Source organism: Curvibacter delicatus NBRC 14919, assembly GCF_001592265.1.
GTDB lineage: Bacteria > Pseudomonadota > Gammaproteobacteria > Burkholderiales > Burkholderiaceae_C > Hylemonella > Hylemonella delicata.
The window spans coordinates 45,433-62,941 of sequence record NZ_BCWP01000024.1 but is presented as its reverse complement, the minus strand read 5'-3'; the positions used below and the strand labels follow the sequence as shown (position 1 = coordinate 62,941).

At 64.8% G+C, this 17,509-nt stretch carries 16 protein-coding genes; 2 read left to right on the top strand and 14 right to left on the bottom strand.

The annotated features are described in order from the left end of the window. The 13 genes from CDE01S_RS12235 to CDE01S_RS12175 form a co-directional block, all read right to left on the bottom strand. Window positions 1-1,202, bottom strand: a 1,202-nt coding sequence (locus CDE01S_RS12235) for a type I restriction-modification system subunit M (protein ID WP_157077114.1), incomplete at its 3' end; no start/stop codon positions are given. 261 nt (window positions 1,203-1,463) lie between these two features. Continuing rightward, window positions 1,464-3,389 (bottom strand): FAD-binding monooxygenase, encoded by a 1,926-nt coding sequence (locus CDE01S_RS12230; RefSeq protein ID WP_066707787.1) that lies wholly within the window; start codon window positions 3,387-3,389, stop codon window positions 1,464-1,466. Between the two features lie 250 nt (window positions 3,390-3,639). Next, on the bottom strand, window positions 3,640-5,466 hold the full coding sequence (gene arsA, locus CDE01S_RS12225) for an arsenical pump-driving ATPase (protein WP_066707809.1): 1,827 nt from the start codon (window positions 5,464-5,466) through the stop codon (window positions 3,640-3,642). A 173-nt stretch (window positions 5,467-5,639) separates the two neighbouring features. After that, window positions 5,640-6,353, bottom strand: a complete 714-nt coding sequence (locus tag CDE01S_RS12220) for an alpha/beta fold hydrolase (protein WP_066707807.1) — start codon at window positions 6,351-6,353, stop codon at window positions 5,640-5,642. Then, window positions 6,350-7,348, bottom strand: a complete 999-nt coding sequence (locus CDE01S_RS12215) for an aldo/keto reductase (protein ID WP_066707785.1) — start codon at window positions 7,346-7,348, stop codon at window positions 6,350-6,352. Before CDE01S_RS12215 ends, CDE01S_RS12220 begins: the two co-directional genes overlap by 4 nt. A 207-nt stretch (window positions 7,349-7,555) precedes the next feature. Continuing rightward, window positions 7,556-8,509: a Gfo/Idh/MocA family oxidoreductase gene (locus tag CDE01S_RS12210; protein ID WP_066707782.1), complete on the bottom strand. Its 954-nt coding sequence runs from the start codon at window positions 8,507-8,509 to the stop codon at window positions 7,556-7,558. A 32-nt stretch (window positions 8,510-8,541) separates the two neighbouring features. After that, window positions 8,542-9,411, bottom strand: a complete 870-nt coding sequence (locus tag CDE01S_RS12205; protein WP_066707778.1) for a class III extradiol dioxygenase subunit beta — start codon at window positions 9,409-9,411, stop codon at window positions 8,542-8,544. Window positions 9,412-9,424: 13 nt separating this feature from the next. Further along, window positions 9,425-9,865, bottom strand: a complete 441-nt coding sequence (ligA, locus tag CDE01S_RS12200) for a protocatechuate 4,5-dioxygenase subunit alpha (protein WP_066707776.1) — start codon at window positions 9,863-9,865, stop codon at window positions 9,425-9,427. A gap of 9 nt (window positions 9,866-9,874) precedes the next feature. Continuing rightward, window positions 9,875-10,810 carry an amidohydrolase family protein gene (locus CDE01S_RS12195; RefSeq protein WP_066707773.1) on the bottom strand — a complete coding sequence of 312 codons (936 nt, stop codon included), beginning with the start codon at window positions 10,808-10,810 and terminating at the stop codon, window positions 9,875-9,877. Window positions 10,811-10,836: 26 nt separating this feature from the next. Next, window positions 10,837-11,826, bottom strand: a complete 990-nt coding sequence (locus tag CDE01S_RS12190; protein WP_066707805.1) for a Bug family tripartite tricarboxylate transporter substrate binding protein — start codon at window positions 11,824-11,826, stop codon at window positions 10,837-10,839. 113 nt (window positions 11,827-11,939) lie between these two features. Next, window positions 11,940-12,632: a 4-carboxy-4-hydroxy-2-oxoadipate aldolase/oxaloacetate decarboxylase gene (ligK, locus tag CDE01S_RS12185; protein WP_066707771.1), complete on the bottom strand. Its 693-nt coding sequence runs from the start codon at window positions 12,630-12,632 to the stop codon at window positions 11,940-11,942. 42 nt (window positions 12,633-12,674) lie between these two features. Continuing rightward, a complete protein-coding gene (locus CDE01S_RS12180) occupies window positions 12,675-13,703 on the bottom strand; it encodes an amidohydrolase family protein (protein ID WP_066707769.1) in 1,029 nt (342 codons plus the stop codon). 42 nt (window positions 13,704-13,745) lie between these two features. Next, window positions 13,746-14,441 (bottom strand): substrate-binding domain-containing protein, encoded by a 696-nt coding sequence (locus CDE01S_RS12175; RefSeq protein ID WP_174525463.1) that lies wholly within the window; start codon window positions 14,439-14,441, stop codon window positions 13,746-13,748. Between the two features lie 127 nt (window positions 14,442-14,568). On the opposite strand from CDE01S_RS12175, the gene CDE01S_RS12170 reads away from it, so the two are divergent. Together CDE01S_RS12170 and CDE01S_RS12165 are read left to right on the top strand one after the other, a co-directional pair. After that, the gene (locus CDE01S_RS12170) at window positions 14,569-15,483 is read left to right on the top strand and encodes a LysR substrate-binding domain-containing protein (RefSeq protein WP_066707758.1); all 915 of its coding nucleotides are present in this window, start codon (window positions 14,569-14,571) and stop codon (window positions 15,481-15,483) included. 21 nt (window positions 15,484-15,504) lie between these two features. Next, window positions 15,505-16,347, top strand: coding sequence for a shikimate dehydrogenase (locus tag CDE01S_RS12165; protein ID WP_066707756.1), 843 nt, complete (start codon window positions 15,505-15,507; stop codon window positions 16,345-16,347). Between the two features lie 186 nt (window positions 16,348-16,533). Here CDE01S_RS12165 and CDE01S_RS12160 read toward each other — a convergent pair whose 3' ends face one another. Continuing rightward, a complete protein-coding gene (locus tag CDE01S_RS12160) occupies window positions 16,534-17,505 on the bottom strand; it encodes a Bug family tripartite tricarboxylate transporter substrate binding protein (protein WP_066707754.1) in 972 nt (323 codons plus the stop codon). Window positions 17,506-17,509: the final 4 nt, after the last annotated feature.

The following is a 17,509-nucleotide window of genomic DNA, read 5'->3' as shown; positions in this document are numbered from 1 at the left end:
TCCATATCGCGCAGACGGTTCTTGGGGCCGTCTTTCATGAAGCCGCCGCTGGCGTCCACCATGAAAATTCCCTTGCGGTTGTGCGAGTTCTCCTTGTCGATGACGATGATGCAGGCCGGGATGCCGGTGCCATAGAACAGGTTGGCCGGCAGTCCGATGATGCCTTTGATATAACCTTTTTTAACTAGGTTCTCCCGGATCACCGCCTCGGCGCCACCGCGGAACAGCACGCCATGCGGCAAGATGCAGGCGCCTTTGCCAGCGCTCTTGAGTGAGCGCACGATGTGCAGTAGGTAGGCGTAGTCGCCCTGCTTGGCGGGTGGTTCGCCGTAAGTTTTGAAGCGCTCATAGGGGTCTTGCTGCGGGTTCAGGCCGGTGCTCCAGCGCTTATCGCTGAACGGTGGATTGGCCACCACATAGTCGAAAGTCTTGAGCTGACCGTTGTCTTCCTTGAACAGAGGATTGGCCAGGGTACTGGTGCCGCCCTTAATCAGGGCCGTCGGGCTGTTGTGCAGGATCATGTTCATCCGCGCCAGGCCGGAAGTAGCGGTGTCTTTCTCTTGGCCATAGAGCGTGACCTTGGCACGCGCTTCGTCGCCCACCTTCAAAAGCAGCGAGCCCGACCCGCATGTCGGGTCATACACCGTGGTGTCATTGGTGGTTGTCGCCTCGTGAATGCCGATGATCTTCGCCATCACCCGGCTAACCTCGGCCGGCGTGTAGAACTGCCCCTTACTCTTGCCCGATTCGGTAGCGAAGTGGCGCATGAGGTATTCATACGCATCACCTAGAATGTCGTCGCCCTCAGCACGATTTTTCGAAAAATCGAGCGCCGGATTTTCAAAGATGGCGATCAGATTCGTCAACCGCTCCACCAGCTCATCGCCGCTACCGAGCTTGGTAGCGTCGTTAAAGTCAGGCATGTCAGCAAGCTGATTCGCTTTGGCCAACGGCCCGAGGATCTTCTTGTTGATGTTGTCGCCAATGTGCGGCGTCCCCTTCAGGGCCACCATGTCTCGGAAGCTGGCTCCCTTGGGAATGACGATGGGAGCAAAGGGCTGATTGGCGTACTTGTCGCTGACGTATTTAACGAAAAGCATGACCAGCACATAGTCTTTGTACTGGCTGGCATCCATGCCGCCGCGGAGCTCGTCACAGGATTGCCAGAGGGAAGAATAGAGTTCTGATTTCTTGATTGCCATAGGGCAATCCTACACGCTCATTACCTCTGAGCTTTCGGAGTAGCTAGGCGTTCAGCCCCATGCCAATCCGAAAGAGAATTACATCTCAAATTGGCACTTAGTCCTTGCCAAATATGCGCAAGCAGCTTCCAATTTGATAGCAAAAAAGCTCTACCCCAGCGTGGCAGCGGGCTCTCTCAGCCCCAGCCACCCGTTCAACCTCCGTCAAGCGTCCGTAGCCCTGGAGGCAGGGCCGCGGACGACAGCGCCAAAGCAAGCGCCTTAACGATTCGGCAGCATGAAGCCGGCAAAGAAGGCCGCCAGGGCCTGGTGCGCGTCCAGCGGCAGCACGTGGGCAATGTACTGGTCGGGCCGCACCACCACCAGGGCGCCTTGCGTGCGGTTCACGCCGCGTAGGTCGAAGATGTCCGGGCCGTTTTTCAGGTCGGCGCAGAACACCTTCTCGTAGTCGCGCAGGCCGTAGCGGCCCTTCTGCGGCAACAGGATGGTGGGCAGGGTGTCGATGGCCACCTCGTTGTGCGGCTGCTGGAAGATGGCGCGCAGGTCGAACACGGCGTCCACGTCCTGCCCCGGGCGCGTGTACTGGCGCACCGGTGAGTCGGGCGACTCCTGCAGGAATTTGCACAGGCCGAGCAGGCCGCTGGTGGGCTGGCTCAGGTCTTGGGCGCCGGCAAAGGCGTAGAGGCGCCAGCGGCCGTCGGCCCGGTGCACATGGCCCAACTGCAGCGGTTTGGCGTCTGACACGCGCAGCACCGGTGCGGAATGGAAGCGCCGGCCCACCTCGAAACCCGTGGCCAACGCCTGGTGCGTGGTGTCGCCACAGATCACCGAGGGGCGGTACACCGTGCCCATGCCGGCCGTGAAATGCAGATGCTGCTGGAAGTACTTCTGAAATTCTTTCGGGTCGACGCCGCCGCTGCCATCGTCAGCGGGCTTGTCGCTGATCATCTTGGCCCATTCGCGGTCGAAGGTGATGAGCGCATGGCCCATGAACTGGCGCTCTTCGGTGTAGGTGTGCAGCAGCGCTGGCGGGCACTGGCCCCGCAACACGGCGGCAAGCTTCCAGCCCAGGTTGAAGGTGTCCTGCATGGAGAAGTTCATGCCCTGCCCGGCCTTGGGGCTGTGGGTGTGGCAGGCGTCACCGGCGATGAAGACGCGCGGCAGGCGCGTGGGCACCTCGGCCACGGGCACGTCGTCGTACTTGTCGCAGATGCGATGGCCGATCTCGTACACCGACCACCAAGCCACCTCTTTCACGTCCAGCGTGTAGGGGTGCAGGATGCGCTGCGCCGAGGCAATGAGCTTGTCCACCGTGATGTTGCGCTGGGCCACGCGTTCGTCTTCGCCCAGCTTGTCCATCTCCACGTACAGGCGCACCAGGTAGCCGCCCTCGCGCGGGATGATCAGCAGATTGCCGCCGTTGGCGGACTGCACGGCCACCTTGTGGCGAATGTCCGGAAAGTCCGTCACCGCCAGCACGTCCATCACGCCCCAGGCCTGGTTGGCGGCGTCGCCCACCAGCTCGCGGCCCATGGACTTGCGCACCGCGCTGCGGGCGCCGTCACAGCCCACCACGTAGCGCGCACGCACGGTCTCGATCTGGCCCGCGTGGGCGGCATCGGTGCGCTCGATGCGCACCGTCACCGGGTAGTCCTTGGCCTTGGGGTCAACCGTCACGTCCAGCAGCTTGCGCGAATAGTGCGGCTCCAGCCGGCTGGGCGAGTTGCGCATGAAATCGAGGTAGAAGTCATGCACGCGCGCCTGGTTCAGCACCACGTGTGGAAACTCGGACAGGCCGTCTTCCGTGTCCTGCACACGGCCGTGGCGTGTGATGTTCTGCGGGTTCTGGTCGTCCGGCTTCCAGAACGTGACCTCGTTGATCCAGCACGCTTCTTTTTGCACCTGGTCAGCAAAGCCGAAGGCCTCGAACATCTCCATGGTGCGGCAGGCAATGCCGTCGGCCTGGCCCAGATGCAGCGGCACATCCTTCTGCTCCACGATGGCGGTGCGGATGTCCGGGAAAGCGGCGAGCTGTGCGGCCAGCGTCAAGCCAGCGGGGCCGCAGCCGACGATGAGCACGTCGAGTTCCTGGGGCACAGCATCGGTGTGCGGGTGGGCCTGGGCGTACTCGGACGGCTCGGTGATGTAGGGGTCGCGTCCGCGGACGCCATCTAGGTAGAACTGCATGAATGGGCTCCTCGTCTTTCTGGATCAGGCGGCCCCTGGAGGCACGTCTGCATGTGGGCTCCGGCTGCGACCCTGGCATGGGTCGTTTGCCGGCGTGAATTTTTAATAAGTATGCTTACTATTAGGCCCGATGTCAACGGGGCGCAGAGCAGGACGGCATCATGGATTTCCCCTAGAAAAATCTGACTTGAAGCGCTCGGATGGCTTGCCCTGGTGGCGGCTCTCGCGCTTGTAGCTAGCTCGACACCCCTTACCCAGCAGCGGCTTCAGGAACCGTCAACGCCCCCAAGGCCTGCACCCCCACCGGCGGCTCAGGCAGCCAGGGCAGCACAAAGGTGCGACGGGCCAGCCCGTTGGCAATGCGTTCGGTCTGGCGGAACTCACCGGCCAGACGGGCTTGCAGCAGCGGGTCCGTGGTGCCAGTCGCCGCTACGCTCTTGTTGATGACCCAGGCCCAGGGCTCGATGTGGGCGCGGCGCAGGTCATCCTGCAGCGCACTGGCCTGGCTCACCGGCGTGACCTCGGGCAGGGTGACGAGGATAACGCGCGTCATCTCTGCATCCTGCAGGCGCATGAGCGGGGTGATGATGTGGTTGGCGTTGGCCGTGCCTTCAAACTGGCGCGTCATCTGTCGGTGGTAGGCGCCGGTGGCGTCCATCAACAGGAGCGAGTGACCGGTGGGCGCAGTGTCCAGCACCACAAAGGCGCTGCGCGCTTCGTTCACCACGCGGCTGAAGGCATGGAACACAGCCACCTCTTCGGTGCAGGGCGACTGCAGGTCTTCCAGCAGCAGCGCACGGCCCTGCTCGTCCAGCTCGCGGCCTTTGGTCGCCATGATCTTGCTGATGTAGGCGTCAGTCTCGGCCTTGGGGTCGATACGGCCGACCTTGAGGTTGGGCAGGCTGCCGTTCAGGGCGCTGGCCACGTGGGCGGCGGGGTCGGTGGTGGTGAGGTGCACGCTGTGGCCGCGCTGCACCAGGCCCACAGCCAGCGCGGCGGCAATCGTGGTCTTACCCACGCCGCCCTTGCCCATGACCATGATGAGGCCGTGGCCGACAGCGGCCAGCTCGTCGGCCAGGCGGCTCAGGGGTTCCGCGGGCAAGGCCGGGGCGCTTGATGCATTTGTCGTTTCCGCTTTGGGTGCCGGTGCGTTGCCCAAGAGCGCGCGCAGTGCCGGCAGGCCCACGGTGTCAAACGCGCGCAGCGGCACTTCGTCGCGCGGCAGGCGGGCCAGTTCGTCTGGCAGCGACTCCATGGCCTGGCGGCCCAGCGCTTCGATGGCCTTGGCCACCGGGTCGTGCGGCTGGCTGGCATGGAACACGCCGTTGATGGCCAGGCGCTGGTTGGCCAGGCCCAGCGTGCTCAGCTCTTCGGCGGTACGCGCGGCCTCGCGCATGGGCAGCGGGTCGGGCCGGGTAACCAGCACCACGGTGGTCAGCGCCGGGTTGCTCAGGGTCTGCAGCGCAGCGTTGAAGCGCGCTTCCTGCATCTTCAGGCCCGAGTGCGGGCCGAGGCAGGAGGCACCGCGGTCGTTGCCAGCCAGAAAGCCGGTCCAGGCCTTGGGCAGGCTCAAGAGGCGCAGGGTGTGGCCGGTGGGCGCGGTGTCGAAGATGACATGGTCGTAGAGCGGCGCCTCGCCCTCCCCCGCTTGCGCTTCGTTGGCCTCGTTCGCCAGCAGGGCGGCGAATTCGTCGAAGGCAGCAATCTCGGTGGTGCAGGCGCCTGAGAGCTGCTCGCGCACGGTCGCGCGTTCCTCCGGCGTGGCGCTGATCTCCATCTGCGCCAGCACACGCTGGCGGTAGGCCTCGGCGGCGGCATCGGGGTCGATGTTGAGCAGGCTCAGGCCCGGCACGCCGGGCACGGGCGTGGCGTGGTTGGAAAGCGGCACACCCAGCATCTCGTCGAGGTTGGAGGCGGCGTCGGTGCTGACCAGCAGCACGCGCTCGCCGGCATCGGCCAACGCGATGGCCGCCGCCGTAGAGAGCGAGGTCTTGCCCACCCCACCCTTGCCGGTGAAAAACAGAAAACGCGTGGGGGCCAGCAAAAAGCCCGGTGTGGCAGAAGGTGCAGTGCTCATGCGCCAAGCATCGCACATTCGAGCCGGGGGTTGCACTGATGCAGGTCAGCCACGCAGCGCCTGGGCCTCAAGAGAATGACATGGAAAATTGGCCATCAGCCCTTATGGAATATGCGCCAACAGCTTCCAATTTGATAGCAAAAAACCCCGCACAGGGCCAACGCTGCACCCACTCAGCGCTGCAGCCAGGCCGCCAGCGCCTCGTTCACCGCCTGGGGTTGCTCCATGGTGCACATGTGTCCACAGTGTTCGATGATGGCCAGCGTCGCATTCGGAATGGCGGCGGCCATGACCTCGTGCTGGGCCGGGCCGCTCCAAGCGTCGTCACGGCCGGTCAGCACGAGTGTGGGGCACGCGATAGTGGGCAGCAGCGGGCCAGCGTCCGGCCGGGTGAGCAAGGCGTTGATCTGCGCCGCGTACTGCTCGGCGCCGCCGCGTGCCAGCATGTCCAGCACTTGTTCGAACACCGGTGTGTCCAGCCGGTCGCGGTGCACCATGCCGCGCGCCCACTGCTGGCCCATGGCGCGCATGCCCTGGGTACGGGCGATCTGCAGCAGCGCCATGCGCCCGGCGCGCTCCTTCTCGCCCGCCTCACCCGCTGCCAGCGGATGGGCACCAGTGCTCAGCAACGCCAGTCGCTCGACGCGCTGCGGTGCCAGCCGGAACACTTCCAGCGCCACGCGCCCGCCCATGGAGTGGCCGGCCACGCTGAAGCGCTCGGTGGGCGCCTCGGCCAGCACCTGCTCGGCCATGGCGGTGAGGGTGTCGCGCAGGCCCCAGGCGGGCACGACACAGCGGGCGTCGTTCTTGAGTGCCGCCATCTGCGGCGCCCAGACAGCGGCGTCACAGTTCAGGCCGGGCAGGAGCATCAGGGTGGTCATGGTCAGAAGACTTCCGTATCGACTTCGCGGTTGCTCTGCTCGCTGTAGCGGTTGCCCACCACGGTGTGCTGGTTGATGACGGCTTCCGCCTTGGCCATGGTCTCGGGGCTGAGCTTCACGCTGGCCGCAGCCACGTTCTCCGCCAGGTGCTCCAGGCTGGTGGTGCCGAACAGCGGGATGACGTTGTTGTCCTTGTGCAGCAACCAAGCCAGCGCCAGTTGGGCCGGGGTGCAACCCGCCTCTTGCGCCACCGCTTCAAAGGCCGGCAGCAGTTTCAGGTTGCCTGCGTAGTTGGCCGGCTCGAAGCGCGGCATGCCGTGGCGGATGTCCTTGGCGTCCAGCGCGGCCACGTCACGCAGCTTGGCCGACAGGAAACCGCGCGCCACTGGGCTGAAGGCGACGAAGCTGATGCCCAGCTCGCGGCAGGTCTGCAGCACCGCGATCTCAGGGTTGCGCGTCCACAGCGAGTACTCGGTCTGCACGGCGGCCAGCGGGTGCACGGCATGGGCCTTGCGGATGGTGCTAGCCGACACTTCAGACAGACCGATGCAACGCACCAGGCCTCGCTCCACCAGGCGCGACAGCTCGCCGACGCTGTCTTCGATCGGCACCTTCTTGTCCCAGCGGTGCAGGTAATAGAGGTCAATCACATCGATGCCGAGGCGGCGCAGGCTGTCTTCGCAGTTCTGGCGAATGGCCTCGGGCCGACCGTCGATGACGCGTTTGATGCCGTCCGGGAACTGCACGCCAGCCATGCCGCCCTTGCTGGCGAGCACGATTTCGCTGCGGTAGCGCTTGAGCACACGGCCGACCAACTGCTCATTGACGCCAAAGCCGTACAGGGCCGCAGTGTCGAAATGGGTGATGCCGGCGTCGAGCGCCGCGAGCAGCACGCGCTCGCCGTGTTCAGGGGCCGGCGGCACGCCGTAGGCGTAGCTCAGGCTCATGCAGCCCAGCGCGAGGGCGGAGACTTCGAAGGGACCGAGTTTTCTTTGTTGCATGGTTGCTTTCCTCGTGGAACGTGAAACGGGGTCAGAGCACATCGCCTGCGGCGAGTAGTCCGACCCCATTTTCCTTTGAACGATCCTCGGCGTATGCCCCCAACCGGGAAACGCCGTGGAACCGGCTTCGCCGGGCCACTGGCGTTGCCCCCTGCAAGGGGGGTGGCGTAGCGACACGAAGTGCGCGCAGCCTGGGGGTGTTCAACACTATTTCAGTTGTTGCTCCAGGTCGTGCAGCACCTGGTAGCACGGCAGCACCTGCGCCACGCTGGCGTTGGGCTCGCGGCCTTCGCGGATGGCGGCGAAGAACTCACGGTCCTGCAGCTCGATGCCGTTCATGGAGACATCGACCTTGGAGACGTCGATCTTCTCTTCCTTGCCGTTCACCAGGTCGTCGTAACGGGCGATGTAGGTCGCGCTGTCGCCAATGTAGCGGAAGAAGGTGCCGAGAGGGCCGTCGTTGTTGAACGACAGGCTCAGCGTGCAGATGGCGCCGTTGGCGGCCTTGAGCTGGATGCTCATGTCCATGGCGATGCCCAGCGTCGGGTGGATCGGGCCCTGGATGGCGTTGGCCTTCACGATCGGGCTGCCGCACTGGTAGGCGAACAGGTCCACGGTGTGAGCGGCGTGGTGCCACAGCAGGTGGTCGGTCCAGCTGCGGGCCTGGCCCAGCGCGTTCATGTTGGTGCGGCGGAAGAAATAGGTCTGCACATCCATCTGCTGGATGTTGAATTCACCGGCCTGGATCTTCTTGTGCACGTACTGGTGGCTGGGGTTGAAGCGGCGGGTGTGGCCGCACATGGCGACCAGCCCGGTCTTCTTCTGCAGCTCCACCACTTCCTGTGCATCTTTCCAGCTGTCGGCCAGCGGAATCTCCACCTGCACGTGCTTGCCGGCCTTCAGGCAGGCAATGCTTTGCGAGGCGTGCATCTGCGTCGGCGTGCACAGGATGACGGCGTCCACCTCCTTCAGCGCCAAGCTGTCTTCCAGCTTGGTGGTGACGTGGCCAATGCCGTACTTGTCGGCCACTTCCTTGGTTTTCTCCAGGTCGCGGCTGATCAGCGAAACGACTTCCACGCCGTCGATGTTCTTGATGCCGTCCAGGTGTTTGATGCCGAAGGCACCGGCGCCCGCCAGGGCGACTTTGATGGTTTTGCTCATAGGTACTCCTTGTAGCGCATCCGCCTTGCGGCTTAGCGCTGGTTCTCGAGAATCAGGTGACCAACGGCCGTGTTCGACGCCGGCACATGGTAGAAGCGGTGCGCCACTTTGGGCGGCTTGCCGCCGTCGATGTCGGCCATGGCACCGCGGGCGATCAGCCACATCACCAGTTCGATGCCTTCGCTGCCGGCTTCGCGCACATAGTCGATGTGCGGCATCTCGGACAGGCCAACCGGGTCGGCAATCAGCTTGTCGAGAAAGGCGTTGTCCCACTCCTTGTTGATCAGGCCGGCGCGCGGGCCCTGCAGCTGGTGGCTCATGCCGCCGGTGCCCCAGATCTGCACGTTGAGGTCCTTGTCGAAGCTTTCCACCGCTTTGCGGATGGCCTTGCCGAGCTCGAAGCAGCGGCGGCCGGACGGCACCGGGTACTGCACCACGTTGACGGCAAACGGGATCACCGGGCAGGGCCACTCGAAGTGTTCCTGGGGCGGCGTGCCGCACACCAGCGACATCGGCACGGTCAGGCCGTGGTCGACGTCCATCTTGTTGACGATGGTGAGGTCGAAGTCCTGCTGGATCACGCTTTGCGCGATGTGCGAGGCCAGCTCGGGGTGGCCCTTGACCACGGGTACCGGGCGGTGGCCCCAGCCTTCGTCGGCCGGCTGGTATTCAGCGGCGGTGCCGATGGCGAAAGTCGGGATCATCTCCAGGCTGAAGGCGGTGGCGTGGTCGTTGTAGACGAGGAAGATGACGTCGGGCTTGTTGTCCTTGAACCACTGTTTGGAGAAGTCGTAACCCTTGAACAGGGGTTGCCAGTAGGGTTCAGTGGTCTTGCCCAAGTCGATGGCCGCGCCGATGGCGGGCACATGCGAGGTGTAGACGGATGCGGTGATCTTGGCCATGTTCGTTTTACTTTCAGAGGAGCTTGCCGGTGCCGTGGCCCTGCGGCTGGTTCTGCGGTTGCGCGCTGCCGTTTTCGCCGGCGTAGCGATTGCCCTCGGCAGAGCGGCCGCCGGCCAGCATCATGTCGCGGTACTCTTCTTCGGTCATGCCGGTCATGGAGCCAGCCATCTGCTGGAAGCTCTTGCCATGCGTGGCACCCAGCTTGGCCAGGAAATAGATGTTGCCGCCCAGGGCGATGGCGCGATTCAGGTCGGCGGCCAGCACGGCCTGCTTCTGCTCTTCCGTCATCGGCCACTCGTCCAGGTACTTGCGCTGGTCGGCCTTGAAGCGCTCGCGGTTCTCGGCCTTCATGAGCGACATGCAGAACTGGTTGAGCCAGTAGCCCTTGCGGCTTTGCTCAGCATCGAAGATGGTCGTGCCGGGCACGTCCAGGTAGGGTTTTTCAAGTGACATACGGGCTCCTTATTTCACTTCCTCGGGCCAGTACAGGCGCATGGGATTGTCCACCAGCAGCTTCTTCTGCAGCTCGGCCGTGGGGGCGATGTGGGGAATGAAATCCACCAGCAGGCCATCGTCGGGCATGTGGTCCTTCAGGTTGGGGTGCGGCCAGTCAGTACCCCACAGCACGCGGTCGGGGAACTCTTCCACGATGCGCTTGGCAAACGGTACCACGTCGCGGTAGGCGGCCTGCTCGCCGTTCAGTGCCTTGGGGCCGGTGACCGACAGGCGCTCCGGGCAGCTCACCTTGCTCCACACGTTCTTGTGCTCGCGCATGAACTTCACGAACAGTTCGAACTCGGGACCATCGATCGGCTTGCTCACATCGGGTCGGCCCATGTGGTCCACCACCACAGTGGTGGGCAGCGCGGTGAAGAAGTCCCACAGTTCGGGCAGGTCCACCGCCTCGAAATAGATCACCACATGCCAGCCGAACTTGGCAATACGGCCGGCGATCTCCATCAGCTCGTCCTTGGGCGTGAAGTCCACCAGGCGCTTGACGAAGTTGAAGCGCACGCCGCGCACACCGGCGTCGTGCATGGCCTGAAGTTCCTGGTCGGTGACGCTGCGCTTGACGGTGGCCACGCCACGGGCCTTGCCGTTCGACGACACGCAGGCGTCCACCATGGCGCGGTTGTCGGCACCGTGGCAGGTGGCCTGCACGATCACGTTGCGCGCAAAACCCAGGTGGTCGCGCAGGGCGAACAGCTGGGCCTTGGAGGCGTCACACGGGGTGTACTTGCGCTCAGGGGCGTAGGGAAACTCGGCACCGGGGCCGAACACGTGGCAGTGTGCGTCCACCGCGCCTGCGGGCAGCTGGAAGCGCGGCTTGCTCGGGCCGGTGTACCAGTCCATCCAGCCGGCGGTTTTTTCGAACGGGCCTGTTGTCGGTTTGCTCATTGCAGTCTTGCTCTCTCAGTTGGATTTCAATCGGGTTTGATGTTGGCTTCGCGTACCAGCTTCTCGTAGCGCTGGCGCTCGGAGCGGATCAGGGCACCAAACTGCTCGGCGCTGCCGGGAATGACCTCGCCACCCACGGCCGTCATGCGCTCGCGCACTTCCTTGGTCTGCAAGGCCTTCTGCACTTCAGCGTGCAGCTTGGCCACCACCGCCTTGGGAGTGGCGGCCGGTGCCACCAGGCCGTACCAGACCGAGGCTTCGAAGCCGGGGTAGCCGGACTCGGCAATGGTCGGTGCGTCGGGGAAGATCACGGTGCGGTTCGGGCTCAGCACGGCCAGGACTTTCAGCTTGCCGCTTTTCACGTGCGGCTGTACTTCCAGCGCATTCATGGCTGCCAGTGGCAGCTGGCCGCCGATCACGTCCGTCAACGCCTGTGAGCCGCCGCGGTAGGGAATGTGCAGCAGGGAGATGCCAGCGGCACGCTTGAAGAACTCGATCGCCATGTGCGGCGTGGAGCCATTGCCCGGCGAGGCAAAGGAAATGCTGCCCGGCTTGGCCTTGGCCGCGGCGATCAGCTGGGCAATGTTGGCGTAGGGTGCGTTGGCATTGGCCGCAATCACTACCGGCACACGCCCGACAAGGGACACCGGCACCAGGTCACGCTCGGCGTCGAACGGGGCCGGCTGGTACAGCGCCATGTTGGCCGCCAGTGCATTGGCCGCCATCATCAGGGTGTAGCCATCGGGCTCAGCGGCGATCACCGACTTGACGGCGATGTTGGTGCCGGCACCCGGCTTGTTCTCAATCACGAAGGACTGGCCCAGGCTGGTCGACATGGCCTGCCCCACGGCACGGGCCACGGCGTCCACGGCGCCGCCGGCGGAATAACCGACAACGATCTTCACCGGCCTGGTCGGGAACTGCTGGGCTTGCGCAAGCGGACTGGCCAAGGTAAGGATGCCCACCACCCAGCAGAAGGCTTGGCGACGTGCCTGCTGAAAACCGACTCCGACCATGATGTGCTTCTCCTCGTGATGTAGGACTGTCAGAACGCCTTGCTCGCCGCCCGCGGCCGCCTTGGATGAAGCGGCCAGCCGTGGCATGCGCGCGAGCGCCCTTGCTGCGTAGCTCAGTCGATGTACTTCAGGCCTAGCTTTTCCAGCGGCTCGCGGAACTTGTACATGTCCAGCCCCAGCACGCCAGCGGCCAGCTTGGCGCGTTTCTCGCCTTCGTTGGCTTCGCGCGCCTCGGCGGCATCGGCCACCTTCTGGGCGTCGGCAGCATTGACCACGACGACACCGTCGTCATCGGCCACGATGGCATCACCGGGGTTGACGATCATGCCGGCGCACACCACCGGGACATTGACCGAGCCGAGCGTGGCCTTGATGGTGCCTTTGGCGCTGATGGCGCGGCTCCAGACCGGGAAGTCCATGGCCTTGAGTTCGGCCACGTCGCGGCAGCCGCCGTCGATGATCAGGCCGCGGGCGCCGCGGGCCTTGAAGCTGGTGGCCAACAGGTCACCAAAGAAGCCGTCGGTGTTGGGGGCAGAGAGCGCGGCCACGACGATGTCGCCGGGTTTGATCTGCTCGGCGACGACGTGCAGCATCCAGTTGTCACCGGGGTGCAGCAGCACGGTGACGGCGGTGCCGGAGATCTTGGCGCCGGCGTAGATGGGACGCATGTAGGACTGCATCAGGCCGACACGGCCTTGCGCCTCGTGCACGGTGGCCACACCGTACTTGCCCAGTTTGTCAGTGGCGGCGGCATCGGCGCGCACGATGTTGCGTTTGACGATGCCCAGGGGTCCGTTGATGCTCATGGTGTTGTCCTCGTAGGGGGTTCTTGGATGGGTTGCGTGGGCTTATTTGCCCTTGGCCTTGAGGGCGGCGTCCAGGCGCGGGAACACGCGGCGGGCATTGCCTTCATAGACCTTGTAGCGGTGCTCGTCGTTCAGGATGTTGGAAGCCTGGATGTAGCGCTTGGTGTCGTCGTAGTAGTTGCCGGTCTCGGGGTCGATGCCGCGCACGGCACCGATCATCTCGGAGGCGAACAGGATGTTGTCGACCGGGATCACCTTGGTCAGCAGGTCGATGCCGGGCTGGTGGTAGACACAGGTGTCGAAGAAGACGTTGTTCAGCAGGTGGTCCTTCAGCAGCGGCTTTTTCATTTCCTGCGCCAGACCACGGAAACGGCCCCAGTGGTAAGGCACGGCGCCGCCGCCATGGGGAATGATGAACTTCAGCGTCGGGAAGTCCTTGAACAGGTCGCCCTGGATCAGCTGCATGAAGGCCGTGGTGTCGGCGTTCAGGTAGTGCGCGCCGGTGGTGTGGAAGCAGGCATTGCAGCTGGTGGAGACGTGGATCATGGCCGGGATGTCGTACTCCACCATCTTTTCGTAGATGGGGTACCACTGCCGGTCGGTCAGCGGCGGGCTGGTCCAGTGGCCGCCACTCGGATCGGGGTTCAGGTTGATGCCGACGTTGCCGTATTCCTTGACGCACTTCTCCAGCTCGGGAATGCAGGTGGCAGGATCAACGCCGGGCGACTGCGGCAGCATGGCGGCCGGCACGAAGTTGTCCGGGAACAGCTGGCTGACGCGGTAGCAGAGCTCGTTGCAGATGGCAGCCCAGGTGGACGACACATTGAAGTCGCCGATGTGATGCGCCATGAAGCTGGCGCGCGGGCTGAAGATGGTGAGGTCGGAGCCGCGCTCTTTCATCAGACGCAACTGGTTGGTCTCGATCGACTCGCGCAGCTCGTCGTCGCTGATCTTGAGGTCGGCCACCTTCGGCATGACAGCCGGGTCCTTGATGCCGGCAATCTGCTGGTTGCGCCAGTTCTCCAGCGCCTTCGGTGCGGTGGTGTAGTGGCCGTGGCAGTCGATGATCATGGGTTGTTTCATAAAAGTCTCCTGGGATTCAAATGCAATTCATCAGGCCGCGGCTGGCTCCATGCCTTGGCGCAGTTTGGCTGCCGCAGCCTCGGGGGTGTTCATGTCGGTCAGCATGGCACGCACGGCATCGCCCTGCTGGCTGCCGGCACACACACCGGCCGAGAAAGTGGTGATGATCTGGATCGCCGCCGGCAGCGGGCCGAGCACAGTGATGCCCTCGAGGTTGATCAGTTCGCTCAGCTGCTGGAAACCCAGCTCGACCTCGCCCTTGGCCACCAGGCTGCCGACCGGGGTGCCCGGCGGCGGGGTGACGATGCGGTCCTTGATTTCTTCTGCAATGCCCCAGCGCTCGAACAGCTTGGCCAGCGCCACGCCGCTCGGGCCGGTGGAATAACTGATGTTGCGTGCGGCCAGCACAGCGGCACGCACCGCGTCTTCGCTTGAGATGTCGGGCTTGGGTGCCCCGGCGCGCACGGCCACCGCCACGCCCGAGCGCACCAAGTCGACCTTGCTGTCAGGCTGCACATGGCCGGAGGCGATCAGCTTGTCGATGGCGTCGGAGGCCAGGATGACGACGTCAAACGCCTCGCCAGCCTGCACGCGCTTGGCGGCGTCCACCCCGCCCACCGATTCGATGGCTACACGGTTGCCGGTGCGGCGCTGGAACGCGTCCACCAGCTCGGCCAGCACCAAACGGGTGGCCATGGAAGAGATGCCTTTGATTTCGGTCGTCATGAACACTGCCAGCTTCTAGGATGAACCCAGGGATTGTGGCCTTGGCAAGGGTTGGCGCCAAGGTGTGGCGGTTTCTAGCAGGTATCACAATTCGGCATAATTGCGAGAAAGCTATGCCCTAAAAAAAGTGGACCTCAAGCAACTTGAATACTTCGTCCGGGTGGCCGAACTCGGCAGTTTCACCCGCGCCTCCAGCGTGCTGGACATCGCCCAGCCGGCGCTGAGCCGCCAGGTGCGCCTGCTGGAGGTGGAGTTGCGGCAGAACCTGCTGCTGCGCAACGGCCGCGGCGTCACCACCACCGAGGCCGGCAAACTGCTGCTGGAGCACGGCCGCGGCATCCTGCACCAGGTGGAGCGTGCCCGCGAAGACCTGGGCCGGGTGCGCGGCGCCCTGGCAGGCCGCGTGGCCGTGGGCCTGCCACCCAGCATTGCCAAGATGATGACGGTGCCGCTGACGCGCGAATTCCGCAAGCGCCTGCCCAACGCGGCGCTGTCCATCAGTGAAGGCCTGACGATTTCCATGCAGGAGGGGCTGTTGACCGGACGGCTGGACATTGCCTTGCTCTACAACCCCTCGCCCACCCCCGAACTTGACACCCTGCCGCTGATGGAGGAAGAGCTGTTCCTGATCGGCCCACGCGAAGCCAAGGCCAGAGCCACGCCAGTCAGCCTGAAGGAAGTGAGCGCCTTGCCGCTGGTGATTCCGAGCCGCCCGAACGCCATCCGCATGACGGTGGAGACCGAGATGGCCGGCATCGGCTGCAAACCCAACATCAGTCTGGAGATCGACGGCGTGGCCGCCATCCTCGACCTGGTGGCCGACGGCGCGGGCCACGCCATCCTGTCGAAATACGCACTGACGACCTCGACCCAGCCCGAGGCCTACCTGGCCCGCCCCATCGTCAAGCCCAGGCTGAGCAGCAAGCTGGCGCTGGCCACGGCCGCCAGCCGCACCACCACCATGACGCAGCAGGCCATGCTGGAACTCATCCAGGAGGTGGCTGGCCAGGTGTTCGGCGCCACCGAGCGGACGGCACAATAACGACCCCTGAGCGAGAACACCATGGCAACTGACAACAACTACACCCTGGCCGGCGTGATGGGCTGGCCGGTGGCGCACTCGCGCTCCCCCGCCATCCACAACCACTGGATCCGCCAGTACGGTCTGAATGGCAGCTACGTGCTGCTGCCGGTGCAGCCCGAACTGATTGGCGACGCCGTGCGCGGCCTGCGCGCCCTGGGTTTTGCCGGCTGCAACATCACCATTCCGCACAAGGTGGCCGCCATGCCGCTGGTGGACCGCATCGACCCGCTGGCCCAGCGCATCGGCGCCATCAACACCGTGGTAGTGGAGGCCGACGGCGCCCTGAGCGGCTACAACACTGATGCTTTCGGTTTCATCCAGAGCCTGCTCGACGCCCAACCCGGCTGGCGCGCCGATGCCGGCCCGGTGACGGTGCTGGGCGCCGGCGGCGCTTCGCGCGCCATCCTGGTGGCACTGGCCGAACGCGGCGCGAAGGAGATCCGTCTGTGCAACCGCAGCGGGGACAAGGCGCTGGCGCTGGCACAGGAATTCGGCGCACCGGTGAAGGCCGTTCCGTGGGAACAGCGGCATGAGGCGCTGGCCGACGTGGCGCTGCTGGTCAACACCACCAGCCTGGGCATGAAGGGCCAGGACCCGCTGGAACTCTCGCTCGACCACCTGCCCAAGCACGCCCTGGTGTCGGACATCATCTACGTGCCGCTGGAAACGCCGCTGCTGGCTGCCGCACGCCAGCGCGGCAACGCCACCGTCAACGGCCTGGGCATGTTGCTGAACCAGGCGCGCCCGGCGTTCCAGGCGTGGTTCGGTCTCATGCCAGCGCTCACGCCGGAATTGCGACGCATGGTGGAAGCCACGCTGTAAGCGCCTCAGACCAGAACAAAATCCGGCTTCATCCCTTGTTGAATATGCGCCAGGCGCTATCTATTTTGTAGCGCCTGTAGCAGCAGGCGATCGGCGTGGTCCTGCCAACGCGCCGCTTTGCCGATGCCGTCAGACACACCGGCACGTGACGACAACGCCCCCCTTGTGCTTCCCCGTGCCCAGGCCTTATTGCTTCGGCAGCTTGGCGCGCTCGATGACACCGCCCCAGCGGCGGATGTCGTCGTTCAGCAGGGCTGCCGCCTGCTCGGGCGTGCCGGGGTGCGGGTCAAGGTTGAGGTCTTCCAGCTTCTTCTTCACCACCGGGTCCTTCAGCGCGGCAACCACGTCGCGGTTCAGGCGCGCTACCACCTCCTTCGGCGTCTTCGCCGGCACCGCCAGGCCGTTCCAGGACGCGGCCACAAACCCGTTGACGCCGGCTTCCCGGGCGGTGGGAACATCCGGCAGCACGCGCGAGCGCTTGTCACCGGTGATGGCCAGCGGGTGCAGTGCACGCGCCTTGATCTGCGCCAGCAGCGGACTGAGGATGTCGAGGCCGGCATCGATCTGGCCACCACGCAGCGCGTTGATCACCGCCGGCGTGCCGTTGAAGGGCACGATCTGCACGTCGATGCCAGCGGCCGACTTGAACAGCTCGGCCGCCAGGTTCTGCGTGGTGCCGATGTTGGGTGTGCCGATGTTGAGCTTGCCCGGGTTGGCGCGCGCATAGGCCACGAGTTCTCCCAAGGTCTTGAAGCGCCCGCCTTCAGGTGCCACGATCACCAGATCGAAGGTGGCCAGCGGCGCGACCGGGATGAAGTCTTTCACGGTGTCGAAGGGCAGCGACTTGAAGAGCGAGGCACTGACGGCGGTGCCGCTCGAAATCAGCAACAGGGTGTGGCCGTCGGGCACGGCCTTGGCCACCGCCTCGCCAGCGGCCACGCCGCCAGCGCCGGGTTTGTTGTCGATCACCACCGGCTGGCCCAGCGTCTCGCCAAGCTTCTGGCCGACGGCGCGCGCGGTCAGGTCGGCCGCACCACCGGGCGCGTTGGGCACCACCAGGCGAATGGGTTTGCTCGGAAAGCCTTGTGCGCCAGCCTGCGTGGCCAGCACGCCGGCCAGCAGCACGCCGGCCACACACCGAAACATTGTCGAAATCATGCTC